The 14,052-nt window shown below is 62.6% G+C and carries 13 protein-coding genes; 7 read left to right on the top strand and 6 right to left on the bottom strand.

Annotated elements, in window-relative coordinates; all coding sequences use genetic code 11:
* Window positions 1–408: 408 nt before the first annotated feature.
* The 5 genes from VFL62_RS16180 to VFL62_RS16160 all read left to right on the top strand — a co-directional run bounded on the left by VFL62_RS16180 (window position 409) and on the right by VFL62_RS16160 (window position 3,943).
* A complete protein-coding gene (locus VFL62_RS16180; RefSeq protein WP_325173392.1) occupies window positions 409–1,524 on the top strand; it encodes an ATP-dependent RecD-like DNA helicase in 1,116 nt (371 codons plus the stop codon).
* A gap of 367 nt (window positions 1,525–1,891) precedes the next feature.
* Entirely contained in the window at window positions 1,892–2,611 is a 720-nt protein-coding gene (gene msrA / locus VFL62_RS16175) for a peptide-methionine (S)-S-oxide reductase MsrA (protein WP_325173391.1), read from the top strand.
* Window positions 2,612–2,638: 27 nt separating this feature from the next.
* A complete protein-coding gene (msrB, locus tag VFL62_RS16170; RefSeq protein ID WP_325173390.1) occupies window positions 2,639–3,049 on the top strand; it encodes a peptide-methionine (R)-S-oxide reductase MsrB in 411 nt (136 codons plus the stop codon).
* Window positions 3,050–3,258: 209 nt separating this feature from the next.
* Window positions 3,259–3,423 carry a DUF3309 family protein gene (locus tag VFL62_RS16165; protein WP_325173389.1) on the top strand — a complete coding sequence of 55 codons (165 nt, stop codon included), beginning with the start codon at window positions 3,259–3,261 and terminating at the stop codon, window positions 3,421–3,423.
* Between the two features lie 226 nt (window positions 3,424–3,649).
* Window positions 3,650–3,943 (top strand): hypothetical protein, encoded by a 294-nt coding sequence (locus VFL62_RS16160; RefSeq protein ID WP_325173388.1) that lies wholly within the window; start codon window positions 3,650–3,652, stop codon window positions 3,941–3,943.
* A 47-nt stretch (window positions 3,944–3,990) separates the two neighbouring features.
* Here the strand turns inward: VFL62_RS16160 and VFL62_RS16155 are convergent, their stop codons facing one another.
* The 4 genes from VFL62_RS16155 to VFL62_RS16140 form a co-directional block, all read right to left on the bottom strand.
* Window positions 3,991–4,527, bottom strand: coding sequence for a DUF4112 domain-containing protein (locus tag VFL62_RS16155; protein WP_325173387.1), 537 nt, complete (start codon window positions 4,525–4,527; stop codon window positions 3,991–3,993).
* Between the two features lie 61 nt (window positions 4,528–4,588).
* Window positions 4,589–5,017, bottom strand: coding sequence for a DUF5413 family protein (locus VFL62_RS16150; RefSeq protein ID WP_325173386.1), 429 nt, complete (start codon window positions 5,015–5,017; stop codon window positions 4,589–4,591).
* Window positions 5,018–5,024: 7 nt separating this feature from the next.
* The gene (locus VFL62_RS16145) at window positions 5,025–6,617 is read right to left on the bottom strand and encodes a hypothetical protein (protein WP_325173385.1); all 1,593 of its coding nucleotides are present in this window, start codon (window positions 6,615–6,617) and stop codon (window positions 5,025–5,027) included.
* A 45-nt stretch (window positions 6,618–6,662) separates the two neighbouring features.
* A complete protein-coding gene (locus VFL62_RS16140) occupies window positions 6,663–7,955 on the bottom strand; it encodes an adenylosuccinate synthase (RefSeq protein ID WP_325173384.1) in 1,293 nt (430 codons plus the stop codon).
* A gap of 645 nt (window positions 7,956–8,600) precedes the next feature.
* On the opposite strand from VFL62_RS16140, the gene VFL62_RS16135 reads away from it, so the two are divergent.
* Together VFL62_RS16135 and VFL62_RS16130 are read left to right on the top strand one after the other, a co-directional pair.
* Entirely contained in the window at window positions 8,601–9,536 is a 936-nt protein-coding gene (locus tag VFL62_RS16135; RefSeq protein WP_325173383.1) for a DMT family transporter, read from the top strand.
* A gap of 13 nt (window positions 9,537–9,549) precedes the next feature.
* Complete coding sequence (locus VFL62_RS16130; RefSeq protein ID WP_325173382.1) at window positions 9,550–10,485, top strand: DMT family transporter; 936 nt, start codon at window positions 9,550–9,552, stop codon at window positions 10,483–10,485.
* A gap of 62 nt (window positions 10,486–10,547) precedes the next feature.
* Here VFL62_RS16130 and VFL62_RS16125 read toward each other — a convergent pair whose 3' ends face one another.
* Window positions 10,548–12,215 (bottom strand): mucoidy inhibitor MuiA family protein, encoded by a 1,668-nt coding sequence (locus tag VFL62_RS16125; RefSeq protein ID WP_325173381.1) that lies wholly within the window; start codon window positions 12,213–12,215, stop codon window positions 10,548–10,550.
* Window positions 12,216–12,530: 315 nt separating this feature from the next.
* Window positions 12,531–14,052: phosphoglycerate dehydrogenase (serA, locus tag VFL62_RS16120; RefSeq protein WP_325173380.1), on the bottom strand; the 1,522-nt coding region annotated here is incomplete at its 5' end.

Here is a 14,052-nt window from a genome sequence, read left to right as displayed (position 1 = left end):
GATGCGAAAAAATGCAGGCGTCACACCGTCGGTTCGATAGTCCGCTTTGGGTCCATTTGCGACGGTTTGAGCTGGGATTGTCGGCAGGTTGATGTCCGCTTCTGCCCGTAAGCGCCCGGACCGGAGTTGAACCGGAAGCGTTTCGATTGCCGCCCCTATGATTCAAGCTCTCAAACGAGGGCTCGAATCATGCGCTACGAACTCGCTGATCATGAATGGGTTGCCATTAGCCCGTGCGGCCGAATAAGCCTGCTGGCGTTCCTTGCGTGATCGAACCGACGTGTCCTCAACGATATGCGCGGCGTTCCCGGCTGGCAGTAGCCGGCACCGGCCGTCTTGCGCCGCACGCCTGAATAGTTAGGTTGGGTTTGGCCCTGACGACTCAGACGGGCCTCCACCCGAGCCCCCATGACCAGTTTCTCTCCGCATCAGGATGCCGCGCTCAACGCTGAGGCGAAATGGCTGAAAGCCAAGCCGGGCCGCAAAGGCACCGCGCAGGTGTTCCGCCTGTTCGGCTATGCCGGCACCGGCAAGACCACGCTGGCCCGCCATATTGCCGAAGGCGTCGACGGCGAAGTGAAGTTCGCGGCCTTCACCGGCAAGGCGGCGCTGGTGATGCGCAACAAGGGTTGCGACAACGCCTCCACCATTCATTCCCTGATCTATCGCGCCCGCGAATCCGGCGTCGAGCAGCCGAGCTTCGAACTGTGGGACGATGCGCCGGCCTCGAAAGCCAAGCTGATCATCATCGACGAATGTTCGATGGTGGACGCCGAAATGGGCCGCGACCTGATGTCGTTCGATTGTCCGCTGCTCGTGCTCGGCGATCCCGCGCAATTGCCGCCGATTCAGGGCGGCGGCTTCTTCACCGATAGCGCGCCCGACGCGATGCTGACCGAAGTGCACCGCCAGGCGCAGGACGATCCGATCGTGCGGATGTCGATGGACATCCGGGAGGGGCGGCAACTCGAACTCGGCCGTTACGGCGAGAGCGAAATCATTTCCCGCCATGATCTCGATCCGGACCGGGTGATGCAGGCCGACCAGGTGCTGGTCGGACGCAACAATACCCGCCGCGCCTACAACATGCGGATGCGGCAGAAGCAGAGCATCGAAGACCCCTTGCCGGTCGCCGGCGACAAACTGGTTTGCCTGCGCAACAACCGCAAAAAGGGCCTGTTCAATGGCGGGCTTTGGCGCGTCAAATCACGTAATGCTTCAAGGTCCAAGTCGCGCATCGTGTCCTTGCGCCTCGCGCCCGACGAGGAATTCAGCCACAAGGTCACCAAGGTCTCGATCCGCTGCGACTGCTTCGAAGGCGGGATCGAACAGATCCCCTGGGAGCAGCGCAAGCCTTACGATGAGTTCGACTATGGCTATGTGCTCACCGTGCATAAATCGCAGGGCTCGCAATGGGATGATGTCGTCTTGTTCGACGAAAGCTTTGCCTTCCAGGACAGCCGCGCGCGCTGGCTCTATACCGGCGTGACGCGTGCCGCCAAGCGACTTTCCATCGTGGTGTGAGATTTTCATCCCTCCCCCGCGCAAGCGTGGGGAGGGTGGATCATCGTGAGCGAAAGCGAACGATGAGCCGGGTGGGGGGTTTCAGAAATCAAACTATCAACGTTGGATTTTTCGCGATGAGGCGAAGCCCCCCACCCTGGCCTCCGCTTCGCTTCGGCTTTCCCTCCCCACACTTCGCTGCGCTCGCGGGGGAGGGAGAAGGCGGCCACAGGCTATTTTCACGGACTCGTGTGTAACCGACCGTAACGAAACGGCTTTTGCCCCGTATCTTAGGCCTGAGAACCCGGCGCGCGGGCCCATTTTACGATCGGCCCGCGCTACCCTAAATTACCCGCCGAAAAGATCAGAAATTCAGGAGCAAGCTGCCATGACCCGCCGCTCTTTCAGCCGCTTTTCGATCTACGCCGCCGCCATCGGCCTGCTGGCGATTTCCGTCGTCAAGGTTGCGCCGTCATTGGCGGCCGAAGACGCCGTGGTGATTCCGCCGCCGGCGATCGACGTCAAGAACGCAAGCGGCATCCAGACGGCGGTGCTGGCCGGCGGCTGCTTCTGGGGCGTACAGGGCGTGTTCCAGCACACCAAGGGTGTCGTCAACGCGGTGTCCGGTTATTCCGGCGGCAGCAAGATGAACGCCGATTATCATATGGTCTCGACCGGCACCACGGGACACGCCGAGTCCGTCGAGATCAAATACGACCCGACAAAGATCAGCTACGGCAAGATCTTGCAGATCTTCTTTTCAGTGGCGCACGATCCGACGCAGTTGAACCGTCAAGGGCCGGATACCGGCACGCAATATCGCTCGGCGATCTTCACGACGTCAGATGAGCAGAAGAGGGTTGCGGATGCCTATATCGCGCAGCTGAACGCGGCCGGCGTCTACAAGAAACCGATCGTGACCAAGGTCGGACCTTTGCAGGCGTTCTTTGCTGCGGAGGCTTATCACCAGGACTACCTGACGCTTCACCCGACCCAACCCTATATTGCCTACAACGATATCCCCAAGGTTGAAAACCTGAAGAAGATTTTCGCCGAGAACTATAGCGAGAAGCCGGTTTTGGTCAGTGATATCAAGGTCACTAACTAAAGAGGTTCCCGCTGCAAAGGAGGTTTCATGTCCGACGCCAAGACGACGCCGAAAGTCGAAAAGAGCGAAGCCGAGTGGCGCAAGGAATTGACGCCGATGCAGTATGCGGTGTTGCGTGAGAAGGCGACAGAACGTCCGTTTTCCGGCGAATACGAGCACGAGCATCGCCCAGGCACTTATGTATGCGCCGGCTGCGGGCAGACCTTGTTCGAGTCCGATGCCAAGTTCGATTCCGGCTGCGGCTGGCCAAGCTTTACGCAGCCGGCGACTGAAAGCCATATCGACGAGGAGCGCGACACAAGCCACGGCATGATCCGTACCGAAGTGCTGTGCTCGCGTTGCAACGGCCATCTCGGCCACGTGTTCGAGGATGGCCCGGCGCCGACCGGATTACGCTACTGCATCAATTCGGCGGCGCTGAAGCTCCAGCCGAAATAATCCGAACTCGCCCCGAACGCGTTTTCGTGCCCCGTGCGACCAAGAGCTGGTCGCGCGGGTTTTTCTTGTCGTCTCTCGCGGTCCCGACCAGCCGTGACCAGCGCCCCCCATTTTCGGTTCCCTACATGGAACCCGCTGACGCCTATGGCGTTCTCCCTTCAGCCATCATCGGAATTTTGGCCGGTGGCGGCTTGCCGGGGAGGCGCGCCATGACGCTTGGAACGATCCTCATCATTCTCGTTATCCTTTATCTGCTTGGCGGCTGGAGCGGCCGGTTCGGCGGCTATGGCTACGGCCTGGGCCACTCCGGAATGGGGCTTGGCGGGGTGATTTTGGTCGTGTTGCTGGTGCTGTTACTGCTGGGGAAGCTGTAACCGCCGTAAGCCATTGTAAATAATTGTATTTCTTCCTTGCGGGCAGCCGGCACGGCGGATTCATCATTCGTCCCGACAGGAGTCGCAATTCCCGTGGAGAGGCCTATATTAAGGTCTGTTCACAACGGAAATGACGTGTACCGGCGCCGCCCGATTTTTTGCGCCCGTGCGATCTGTTCGCGACGATGTTCGCGTTCTCACTAAAGAAGAACAGAGGTCCCCGACCATGGCTTTCAGCTTCAACACTGCCGCCGAACTATTTCCCGCTGCCATCCGCAAGAAAAAGCGGGCGGGCTTCGCCTATCGGCGATTTGGCACCGCGGCCGAGGCAGTTCGTTTCGCGATTGAGGAATTGCCGGCGGATTCGCTGAATGGCGCCTACTTGCAGGTCGATGAGGCCCGCTTCGATCAGATGGGCATTCGCTCGCTCTACGAGAGCAAGGACTTCCCGCTGCCGCGCCGCCCCCGTGCGCCCCAGGCCGCTCCCGCCGACGCCAAGGCGGACGACAAGGCCGCCTGAGCCTCAGTCAATCTCGCTGATGTGACAAATAACAAAGCAGCCGCGAACTAGCGCGGCTGCCTGTCCAGCCAGCGCCGCAGCAGCCGTACATTGCGCATATTGGCGCGAAACAGCACGTCGAACGCATCGCCCGCCAGCGGCACCAATCCGACGACGCCATCGACCGCGACGTTGCCGAGCATTCGCGCGGTCACGTGCCACGGCGCGCCGAGTGCGCGCGCCTCGCGCACGAGCCACAGCGAGAAGGCGGTGGCCAGGACATCGCCGACCACCGGGATCAACCGGATAACGCCGTCAACGCCGTAGCGGATCTTGGTGCCTGGCAGAATGAAGGCAATGTCGAGCAGCTTGGCCAGCGCTTCGAACCGCGCCAGGCGCTGCTCGTGCGTCAGGTCACCAAACGGATTGGCGCTGGAATGGGCGAAGTCGAACTGAAATTGCCGAAAGCCCCCGCGCATCGAAGTCTCGGGAATCTCGCGACCTTCCTGATCGATCACAGGACCCGGCTTTTCCGTCCGTGCTGACGCACGGCTGGACTTGAAACGCGCTCCCGGAGCAATGATTTCTTCGTGCGACATGCCCATCAGATGGGAACGCGCGAGGCTCGCGCAAGTGCCAATCTGGAGTGCAGCGAAGCCGCCGCGCTCAGGAAGCTGGCACCGCACCCACCGGCTGGTCGGCGAAGCGATGGGCGACGGCGGACGATACCGCGCCGGGAACCAAGCCCACCAGGCCGTAGAGCATGAACTGCAACAGGCCGCTGTCGGGTCCGCGCGATCCGTAGAGCAACTCGGCCGAAGCAAAGCCCACCACAGCGACGATCGCAACGCGCAAGGCGGGCCCGATTCGCCGGATGTGCATGACGATATCGTCGACCGCTCCGAGCATCAGCGCCGGCAACAGGCCGAACAGGTAGGAATACTGCAGCGTCCTGGCAAACGTCGTGAACAGCCTGCCGACCTCCGAGGCGCTCGGTGGATGGCTCCAAAACCCGGACATCACGGTCGTCGCCAGCAGAAGCAGAAAGCCGCCGAACAGCGGCCCCAGCGCGGCAAAGATCACGTACCGCTTCATCTTGCGCCTACTCGCCCCAGGCCGCGAAGGCGTCGTTGAAGGCGCGCTCGCCCGGAGCGCCCTTTTCGATGGCAATGATGGCGCGGCGCTGGTTGACATAGACCAGCGGCACGTCGAACCAGGAGCGCTCTTTCAAAAGTTGCAGATTACGCGAACGGTCGGCATCGACGTTCGAGAGGCCGACCAGGAAGAAGCCGTCGGTGACCTTGACGGCAAGACCCGCGAGCGGCGTGCCGCGCGCCTGCTCGTTGGACTTCATCAAGATGCCCGGCACATTGCTGACGCCGCCGCCCGAGAAATCCGGTGGCAGGATGAAGGTCAGTTCCGCGGTGTGGCTCGCCGGCAGCGACGTATCGGTGTTGCGACGGAACGACATCGTCATCTTGAACTTGCGATCCGGAATCTCGATGTCGGCGCGTACCGCGACGTCAGCCTTCTGGCTGCCCGACGCCTTGATCGGCTCGGTCCGCCAGACCACGGAGCCGACATATTGCTTACCCTTGGGATCGGAGGGGTCCTCGTCATACAGCACGACGCGCTGTGCGACAGGTGCGATCTGATCGCTCGAGGACGGCTGGCCGACCCGATCAGGGATCTTCGGCTTGGTCCCGGGAGCGCTTGCATCCTTCGGCGCTTCGACAACAGTCGGCGACGACTTGAACAGGCTGCTCACCGTGCCGACGAGCGACTTGCCCCACAGGATTCCCGCGCCGATCAGGATCAGGACGATACCGACCGCAATCGCGCTCTTGAACGGAAATATCGTGCCGCGCTTCGGCTCACTGCCGCGATCGGGCGCAATGCGCTGGCGCGGCGAGGACGGCTGCGGCGGCGCGTAACGCTCGACCTCCTCGGCCGACTCGTCGTAGGAATACGGCGCCTCGGAATCGTAGCCGCGGTCTTCCATGACCGGTTCGAGCCGATCGAACTCGGGGGAAGGCGACGGCACATTGGCATAGGTCTTTCGCGCGGCACGGCTGGCCTGCGCTGCCGCGCGACCAAGATCGTCGGCATCGGCCGTAATGTCGCGGAATCCGCGCACGCCCGGGGCTTCGGGCACACCGACATCGGGACCGCGGCGCGATGCGCCCGGCCGCTCGCGCGTCGGCGGCAGCGACGGGTCCTGCATGGCCACTTGCGGCTGACGCGGCGTGTCAGGACGCGCACCGCGCGGCGGAAACGGATCCTGTCCGTCCGCCCCGAGCGAGGGGCGGTCGTTGCGCGGCAGCGGTGGCGGGCCGGCTTGACGGCCGCGCGGCGGCGTTGCGGCAGGCGCGGCGTCGGCCGGGCGGCCAGCGGGGCGCGCGCTGGCGCGCAGCGAATTGCTGGCCCTGGAGCCCGAACGGGTCGGATCGCCGCCTCCCGATCGCGATGCATCACGCGCTCGCTGCGCGGCTTCGGATTCGACCTTGCGTACGGCTTCTTCCAGCGACAGGCGCTCACGGGTGATTTCGGATTCGCTGAGCGGTGGCTCGACGCTGCGCAGCTGCGCGATCAACGCCGCTCGCGCCCGCTCATAGAGCGCACGACGGCTCTCGCCGGGAGCACTGGGGTCCAGTCCGGCGATGGCGCGGGCGATCAGCGGGTAGTAATCAGCCATCTCGACTCAACATGCAGCCCTTACGGTAACATTTCGTTAATCACGTTAGGCCTCGAACGGATTCTGCACGAGAATAGTATCCTCGCGTTCCGGGCTCGTGGAAAGCAACGCGACCGGACAACCCACCAGTTCTTCGACGCGCCGAACATATTTGATCGCCTGCGCCGGCAGGTCGGCCCAGGAGCGCGCATTGGCAGTGGGTTCCTTCCAGCCTTCGATCGTCTCGTAGACCGGCTTGACCCGGGCCTGGGCGCCCTCTCCTGCCGGCAAATGGTCGATTTCCTTGCCGTCGAGGAGATAGCCCGTACACACCTTGATGGTGTCGAAGCCGTCGAGAATATCGAGCTTGGTCAGCGCCAGTCCGTTGATGCCGCAGGTACGCACGGTCTGTCGCACCAGCGCCGCATCGAACCAGCCGCAGCGGCGCTTGCGGCCGGTATTGACCCCGAACTCCTTGCCACGGCGGCCGATCTCCTCGCCGATCGCATCGTGCAGTTCGGTCGGGAACGGCCCCTGACCGACGCGGGTCGTGTAGGCCTTGCAGATTCCGAGCACATAACCGACCGCGGCCGGCCCCAGCCCCGTACCGGTCGCTGCCTGCGCGGCAACGGTGTTGGATGAAGTGACATAGGGATATGTGCCGTGATCGACGTCGAGCAACGCGCCCTGCGCGCCCTCGAACAACATGCGTTTGCCCTCGCGCCGCTTGATGTCGAGCAACCGCCACACGGTCTCCGCATAAGGCAGAAGCTGCGGCGCCAGCGCCGTCAGTTCCTTCAGAATATCCTTGCCGTCGATCTCCGGCAGATTGAGCCCGCGACGCAGCGCATTGTGATGCGCCAGCAAGCGGTCGATCTTGTGCGGAAGCGTGTCGAGATCGGCGAGGTCCATCAGGCGGATCGCGCGCCGTCCAACCTTGTCCTCGTAGGCCGGTCCAATGCCGCGCCGCGTGGTGCCGATCGCAGTCCCTGCGTTTGACGATTCCCGAAGTGCATCAAGTTCGCGATGTAACGGAAGGATCAGCGTGACATTTTCGGCGATTCGAAGATTTTCCGGGCTTACCGCGACGCCCTGTCCCTTGAGCTTGGTCACCTCGTCGAGAAAGGCCTGCGGATCGAACACGACACCGTTGCCGACCACTGCAAGCTTGGAGGGACGCAGTACGCCGGAGGGCAAGAGCGCAAGCTTGTAGGTCTCGCCATTGATGACCAGGGTATGGCCGGCGTTGTGGCCGCCCTGGAAGCGAACCACGATATCGGCCTGCTCCGACAACCAGTCGACAATCTTGCCTTTTCCTTCGTCGCCCCACTGGGCGCCGACCACGACGACATTCCCCATTTCGCAGCTATTCCCTCTGCAACTTTCCCTGTTCAGGCATGATCTGTTCGAAAAAAAACCGGTCTGGGCCTGTTGGATTGCCCGTCCAGGGCCGGCCGCAAGCGGGGCCCACAACCGGATAAAGGATGCGGGCTACCGACGCAAGCAAGAAGGCACTTTTGGCCGCCTCAAGAAGGCCGATCAACCCATTGATATCCCCTAAAAATATGCGACCCGGCAACCCGGTCCCGAGCGCCGTCCGCAAGGCTTTTGATCATTGGGGCGGGGATAAGGCGGAGCGTGCCCATCTTTAGCCGCAGACGCGCCCTGGATCCGGCCGCAGGGAGCCCCAAGGCCAATCTCGGCGGCCACGCGCTGCCGGTGAAGCAACAGATGCGCGCAAGCGACACGGGCCTCTCGCGGCGAAGCTGGTGACTGCGCGCGCAACGATAGCGGCGATCATCCGCCAGCGATTCGGCCGGACGACATAGCGGAACACGGATGACGTGAATCAGCCGCGCATGGTCGCGATGCGTCCCGCACCATTGCTGGCAGGCCAAAATCCGTGTCTTTGAGATGGCCGGGTAACTTGTCCATCGGCCGCGCGTGATGCCGGCGGCCGAGGCCGCGGCGTCGTGATCCATGAACCGCACTGCGACTGCCGCGATGTCCGTTTCCGATGATATCTCCCCCGCCGCAAGTCGTGGAGGGCTCGCGAACCAGCCATATGCGCTGCTCTCGATCGCAGCCGCATGCTGGGCCGGCAATGCCATCGTCGGCCGGCTTGCCGCGGGCCATATTCCGCCGGTGACGCTCGCTTTCCTGCGCTGGGGGATCGGTTTTCTGGTCATCCTTCCCGTCGCCTGGAGACATCTGAAGCGGGACTGGCCGGCAATCCGCGCCAGGCTTGGCCTCATGATCTTCCTGTCGGTAGTCGGTATTGCCGGCTTCAACACGCTGCAATACTGGGCTCTCGAACACACCCAGGCCCTGAACACGCTGCTGCTACAGTCCGCCGGACCGCTGTTCGTGGCATGCTGGTCACTGGTTTTGTTCGGCATCCGGTTAACGCTGGCGCAGGCGATCGGCATTGCGGTGTCGCTGACCGGCGTGCTGGTGATCCTGCTGCACGGCGACCTCGCCGCGATCGCGGCGATCGACTTCAATCGCGGCGATCTCATTTTCCTGTTCGCGCTTTTGATCTTCGGGCTCTATTCGGTGATGTCGCTGAAGCGGCCCGCGATTCACGATCTGTCCTTTACCGCCTTCACCTTCGCCTGCGGCGCTGTGGTTCTCGTTCCGCCGCTGATCTTCGAATTGTACTGGCGACCGGTGATGCAATTGAACGTGAGCAACCTGCTGTCGGTGTTCTACGTCGCGGTCTTTCCCTCGACCATCGCCTATCTCTGTTACAACCGCAGCGTCCATCTGATCGGCGCCAATCGCGCCGCGCCGTTCTTTCATGCCGTTCCGGTGTTCGGCGCGGCGATGGCGATCATCTTTCTCGGCGAGCGGCCGCAGATCTTTCATTTCATTGGTTTTGCCCTGGTGCTGACGGGCATCTTTGCGGCGTCACGCAAGCCGTCTTCGTCGCCAGGATGACATGCATTCGCCCATGACGAAGTCAGTGCCACCGCAGCCGTCGTTTGATCCGGTCCGATGGCTCAATCAGCAGCCTTATCTGCTGTTGACGCTGGCTCAGCTGTTCTGGTCGGGCAATATCGTGCTCGGACGTTACGTCGCCGGCCACGTGCCGCCGATGACGTTGTCCTGCATCCGATGGATCGGTGCCTGCCTGATGCTGTTGCCGTTCGCCTGGCCGCACCTCGCCAAGGACTGGCCGGCGCTACGCCGCCGGTTACCCCTCGTGCTTGCGTTATCGGCGACGGGGTTTGCGCTCAATAACGCCCTGTCCTATTGGGCCCTGCAATTCACCCAGGCACTCAATGCGCTGCTGTTGCAATCGGCGGGACCGCTGTTCATAGCGCTCTGGGCGCTGATTCTGTACGGCCTGCGTCTCACTTGGGGACAAGCCGCCGGCATCGCGCTGTCGCTCGTTGGGGTTCTCACAATTCTGCTGCGCGGCGATATTTCGGCACTCACAACCATCCGCTTGAACCTCGGCGACGTCATGACGACAGGTGCGCTGATTTCCTTCGGCCTCTACTCGACATTGATGCTGCGCCGACCGGTGACGCATCCGCTGTCGCTGATCTGCTGCACCATGGCATGTGGCGCACTGTTCCTGTTGCCGCTCTCGATCTGGGAATATAGCCACGGCATCCGCCTGCAGTTCGACGCAATCACGATGGCCACGCTGGCCTATATCGTGATCTTTCCTTCGACGCTCGCTTATTTGTTCTTCAACCGCGGGATTGCCATCATCGGTCCGAACCGCGCCGCGCCGTTCTTTCACCTGGTGCCGGTGTTCGGCTCTGTGATGGCGATACTTCTGCTCGGCGAAGAGCCGAGGCTGTTCCACCTCGCCGGCTACCTCATGGTATTCGCCGGTATCGTGATCGCCTCCCGCAAGACCTCGCCGGCGACCTGAGCCAGGTCGATTCCCGCGAATGGCGGACGAGAAGCCCCGTCCGTCACCCGCGTGTCGCCGTCTCAGCCGGCCGGCACCATGACGACGCCCTTGTCCTTGGGCCAGCGCACACGCCAGGCGAACGTAATTTCCTTGAGGTCCGCAGGACCGACCTCGAATGCCCATTCGAGCACGCCGCGCTTGTCGCGCAGATTGGTCGTGGTCGGCGGCGTGGTCGACGGCAGCATTTCGACCTGGATGTCGTCATTTTCACTGACCGGCAGTTGGTCCTCAATGGCGGTCCTGATCGGGAAATCATGGCCGTTGCGAATGGCGGTCTTGAACGAGCGTTCGTCGGTTTTGGCCGTGGTGACGATCAGCCCGGCCGATCCTTCGTTACGTTTGACTACGGAACGCACGATCTTGACCTTGTCGTCGGCGCCGAAACCGAGCCGCACTTTCTCCTCTTTGCCGGCAGCGGCCATTTGGCCCCGCCCGACAAAGACGCCGTCGCGATAGATCGATATCCGGCCGGGCAACAGCGGCGCGTCCTCGCTCTGGACGAAGCTCGCCTCGAGGAACGCCGTCGGGTCGATAACCGGAACCGAACGCACCACGAGATCGGGCGAGATGCTCGCGGTGGAGATGTAAAGGTTCTTGGCGCCTTCATTGGCACTGACGCTGACGCGACCGGGAATCCGGAACAGCACCTGGAAGCCGCTGACATCGGCGACCGCCTTTTTCTCGACCGCGTCAACGGCCTTGTCGGCCAGCAGGTTTTGCTCTTTGGCAAGGTGCGGCGGCAGCGCGCGTGCGGCCGCCGGGGCACTCGAACTCAGCGGCGCGGGTGACTGGGCCACGAAGGGATATTGCACGACCAGCGAACCCAATTCGGGCGCCTTGCCGCCGAGCGCGGTGCGGACCGTCGACACGCTCAAGGCGACATCAGACCAGTCCTCGCCGGTTGCCTGGGTGATCTCGGCGCGGCGCACCAACTCCAGCGCGGGCTTGCGGTCTTTCGCGCCCGTATCGAGGCGGGCATCGTAAAGCGCGGACCAGCGCGCATTCGGCACCGAGTAAGTAACGTGCAGCGTCGCCTTTGCGGGCGTGTTGGCCGCAAGACCGATTTTGACCTCAAGCTTGCTCGGCGGCTTGCTGGCACGATCGGCCTCCAGCCGGGCGATCTGTCGGTCGAGATCACGCTGCTTGCGCGTAGCCTCGCGAATGGCCGCGTCGGCCGATGCCACTTCGTCTGCAACCGCCGCAAATGCCGCGCGCCAATCGGCAAGCGGCCGCGCCTCGCCCTTTTCGCCTATCCCGGCAGGCGATGTCTCGGCAAAGCGCTCGGCAAACTTTTTGCGTGCCGTGGCGGCCGCGATCGCACCGTCCAGGTCGGCGCGCTCGTCCTTCAGCGCCTCGATCCGCTTATCGAGCTCGGGCAGATTGACCGGCGGTACTGTGCGCGACGATTTGGTATCGATCGCGCCGATGGTGAGGCCGCTATCGGCCTCGCCTTCGACCCGCAACGACGACGGATCGAGCTTGAGCGGAAAATCCTTCAGTACAAGCGTGGTGTCGCCGGCGGGCAGTTCGACCGTGACGACACGCGTCACGCTGGCGCCATCGGGATAAACGGTGACGGTATCGACTGCCGACATCGCCTCGATATCGGCGGCCGCGGCTGGCGCCGCGGCTAATGCCGCCAAGACGATGACAGCGGTCATAACGGCACGATTTGCAACACGAGACATGATCTTCCCTCCTGCAAAGCCTGTGACGCGCAAGCCCGCCTCTGACAGCGAATAGCCAGACGGCATCACGCCTCGTGATGAGACGCAGCGGGAAAGGAACTGGTTCGATTGAGGTTTCCGTGCGGCAGGCCGACGGCGAGAACACGGCGGAGAAGACTTGGGTTGTCATTCCGGGGCGCGCGTAAAACGAGCGAACAACGATGTGCAATTGCACACCGGAGAATCTCGAGATTCCGGGTCTGGTCCTTAGCCTGTCATCGGGCGCGCATTCGCGCGACCCGTTGGGACCATCCCGGAATGACCGAAGATTGAGAACTAGAACGCCAGCGCTTTTGCCTGCTTCACTTGCGGCAGCGCCTTGACCTTGGCGAGCACGTCTTCGGGCACCGCGCCGTCGACCTCGACGAGCGCGATCGCGTCGCCGCCCTGCTTGTTTCGGCCGAGGTGGAACGTGGCGATGTTGATCTTGGCATCGCCCAGGAGGCTCGCGAAATGGCCGATAAAGCCCGGTTTGTCTTCATTGGTGACGTAGATCATCGACCGGCCGAATTCGGCATCCATCCGGATGCCCTTGATGTCGACCAGCCGTGGCTTGCCGTCGGCATAGACCGTGCCCGACACCGAACGCTCCTGCCGCTCGGTGACGACCGTCACCGTGATCAGACTTTCGTAGTCGCTTTGCGCGGCGCGCACGACTTCGTCGACCACCATGCCGCGCTCCTTGGCAACGGCCGGCGCGGAGACGACGTTGACGTCCCCCAACATCGGCCGCAGCAGGCCGGAGAGCACGGCCGAGGTCAGCGCCTTGATCTTCATCTCCGCGACATGTCCTTCGTAAGTGATTTCGACCTTGGCGATACCGGTCTCGGTGAGCTGGCCCGCGAACGAGCCCAGCTTTTCCGCAAGCTCGATGAACGGTTTCAGCTTGGGCGCCTCTTCCGCCGTGATCGAGGGGAAGTTGACGGCATTCGAAATCGCCCCGTGCAGCAGATAGTCGGACATCTGCTCGGCGATCTGCAGTGCGACGTTCTCCTGCGCTTCGGTGGTGGCCGCGCCCAGATGCGGCGTGCAGATCACGTTCGGGTGGCCGAACAGCACGTTCGACGTCGCCGGTTCCTCGACAAAGACGTCGAAGGCAGCTCCGGCGACCTGCTTGGAATTCAGCGCGTCGACCAGCGCCTGCTCGTCGACCAGGCCGCCACGGGCACAATTGATGATGCGGACACCCTTCTTGGTTTTCGCAAGTGCCGCCGCATCGATGATATTTTTTGTCTTCTCGGTCAGCGGCGTATGCAGTGTGATGAAATCGGCGCGCTTGAGCAGTTCATCCAATTCGACCTTCTCCACGCCGATATCCTTGGCGCGCTCGGGCGACAGGAACGGGTCGAACGCGATCACCTTCATACGCAAACCAAGCGCACGATCGGCAACGATGGAGCCGATATTGCCACAGCCGACCACGCCCAGGGTCTTGCCGGTGATTTCGACGCCCATGAAGCGGTTCTTTTCCCACTTGCCGGCTTGCGTAGAGGCATCGGCCTGCGGAATTTCGCGCGCCAGCGCCAGCATCAAGGTGATCGCGTGCTCGGCGGTCGTGATCGAATTGCCGAATGGCGTGTTCATGACGATGATGCCCTTGGCGGTGGCCGCAGGAATCTCGACATTATCGACGCCGATGCCAGCGCGGCCGATCACTTTCAGCTTTGACGCCTTCTCGATGATCTTGGCGGTTGCCTTGGTGGCGGATCGGATCGCTAGCCCGTCATAGTCGCCGATGATGGCGGCGAGCTTGTCCTTGTCCTTGCCGAGATTGGGTTGGAAGTCGACCTCGACGCCA

This window comes from Bradyrhizobium sp., assembly GCF_035701725.1.
GTDB lineage: Bacteria > Pseudomonadota > Alphaproteobacteria > Rhizobiales > Xanthobacteraceae > Bradyrhizobium.
The sequence above is the reverse complement of the archived record's forward strand: the minus strand, read 5'-3'. Positions and strand labels throughout refer to the sequence as shown.

What these genes read in the sequence shown, in the direction of transcription:
- VFL62_RS16165 (WP_325173389.1), top strand. Translation starts at nt 3,259, where the DNA reads ATGACGCTTGGAACGATCCTCATCATTCTCGTTATCCTTTATCTGCTT.
- VFL62_RS16130 (WP_325173382.1), top strand. Translation starts at nt 9,550, where the DNA reads ATGACGAAGTCAGTGCCACCGCAGCCGTCGTTTGATCCGGTCCGATGG.
- VFL62_RS16180 (WP_325173392.1), top strand. Translation starts at nt 409, where the DNA reads ATGACCAGTTTCTCTCCGCATCAGGATGCCGCGCTCAACGCTGAGGCG.
- VFL62_RS16160 (WP_325173388.1), top strand. Translation starts at nt 3,650, where the DNA reads ATGGCTTTCAGCTTCAACACTGCCGCCGAACTATTTCCCGCTGCCATC.
- msrB (WP_325173390.1), top strand. Translation starts at nt 2,639, where the DNA reads ATGTCCGACGCCAAGACGACGCCGAAAGTCGAAAAGAGCGAAGCCGAG.
- VFL62_RS16155 (WP_325173387.1), bottom strand. Translation starts at nt 4,527, where the DNA reads ATGGGCATGTCGCACGAAGAAATCATTGCTCCGGGAGCGCGTTTCAAG.
- VFL62_RS16140 (WP_325173384.1), bottom strand. Translation starts at nt 7,955, where the DNA reads ATGGGGAATGTCGTCGTGGTCGGCGCCCAGTGGGGCGACGAAGGAAAA.
- VFL62_RS16135 (WP_325173383.1), top strand. Translation starts at nt 8,601, where the DNA reads ATGTCCGTTTCCGATGATATCTCCCCCGCCGCAAGTCGTGGAGGGCTC.
- VFL62_RS16145 (WP_325173385.1), bottom strand. Translation starts at nt 6,617, where the DNA reads ATGGCTGATTACTACCCGCTGATCGCCCGCGCCATCGCCGGACTGGAC.
- VFL62_RS16125 (WP_325173381.1), bottom strand. Translation starts at nt 12,215, where the DNA reads ATGTCTCGTGTTGCAAATCGTGCCGTTATGACCGCTGTCATCGTCTTG.
- VFL62_RS16150 (WP_325173386.1), bottom strand. Translation starts at nt 5,017, where the DNA reads ATGAAGCGGTACGTGATCTTTGCCGCGCTGGGGCCGCTGTTCGGCGGC.
- msrA (WP_325173391.1), top strand. Translation starts at nt 1,892, where the DNA reads ATGACCCGCCGCTCTTTCAGCCGCTTTTCGATCTACGCCGCCGCCATC.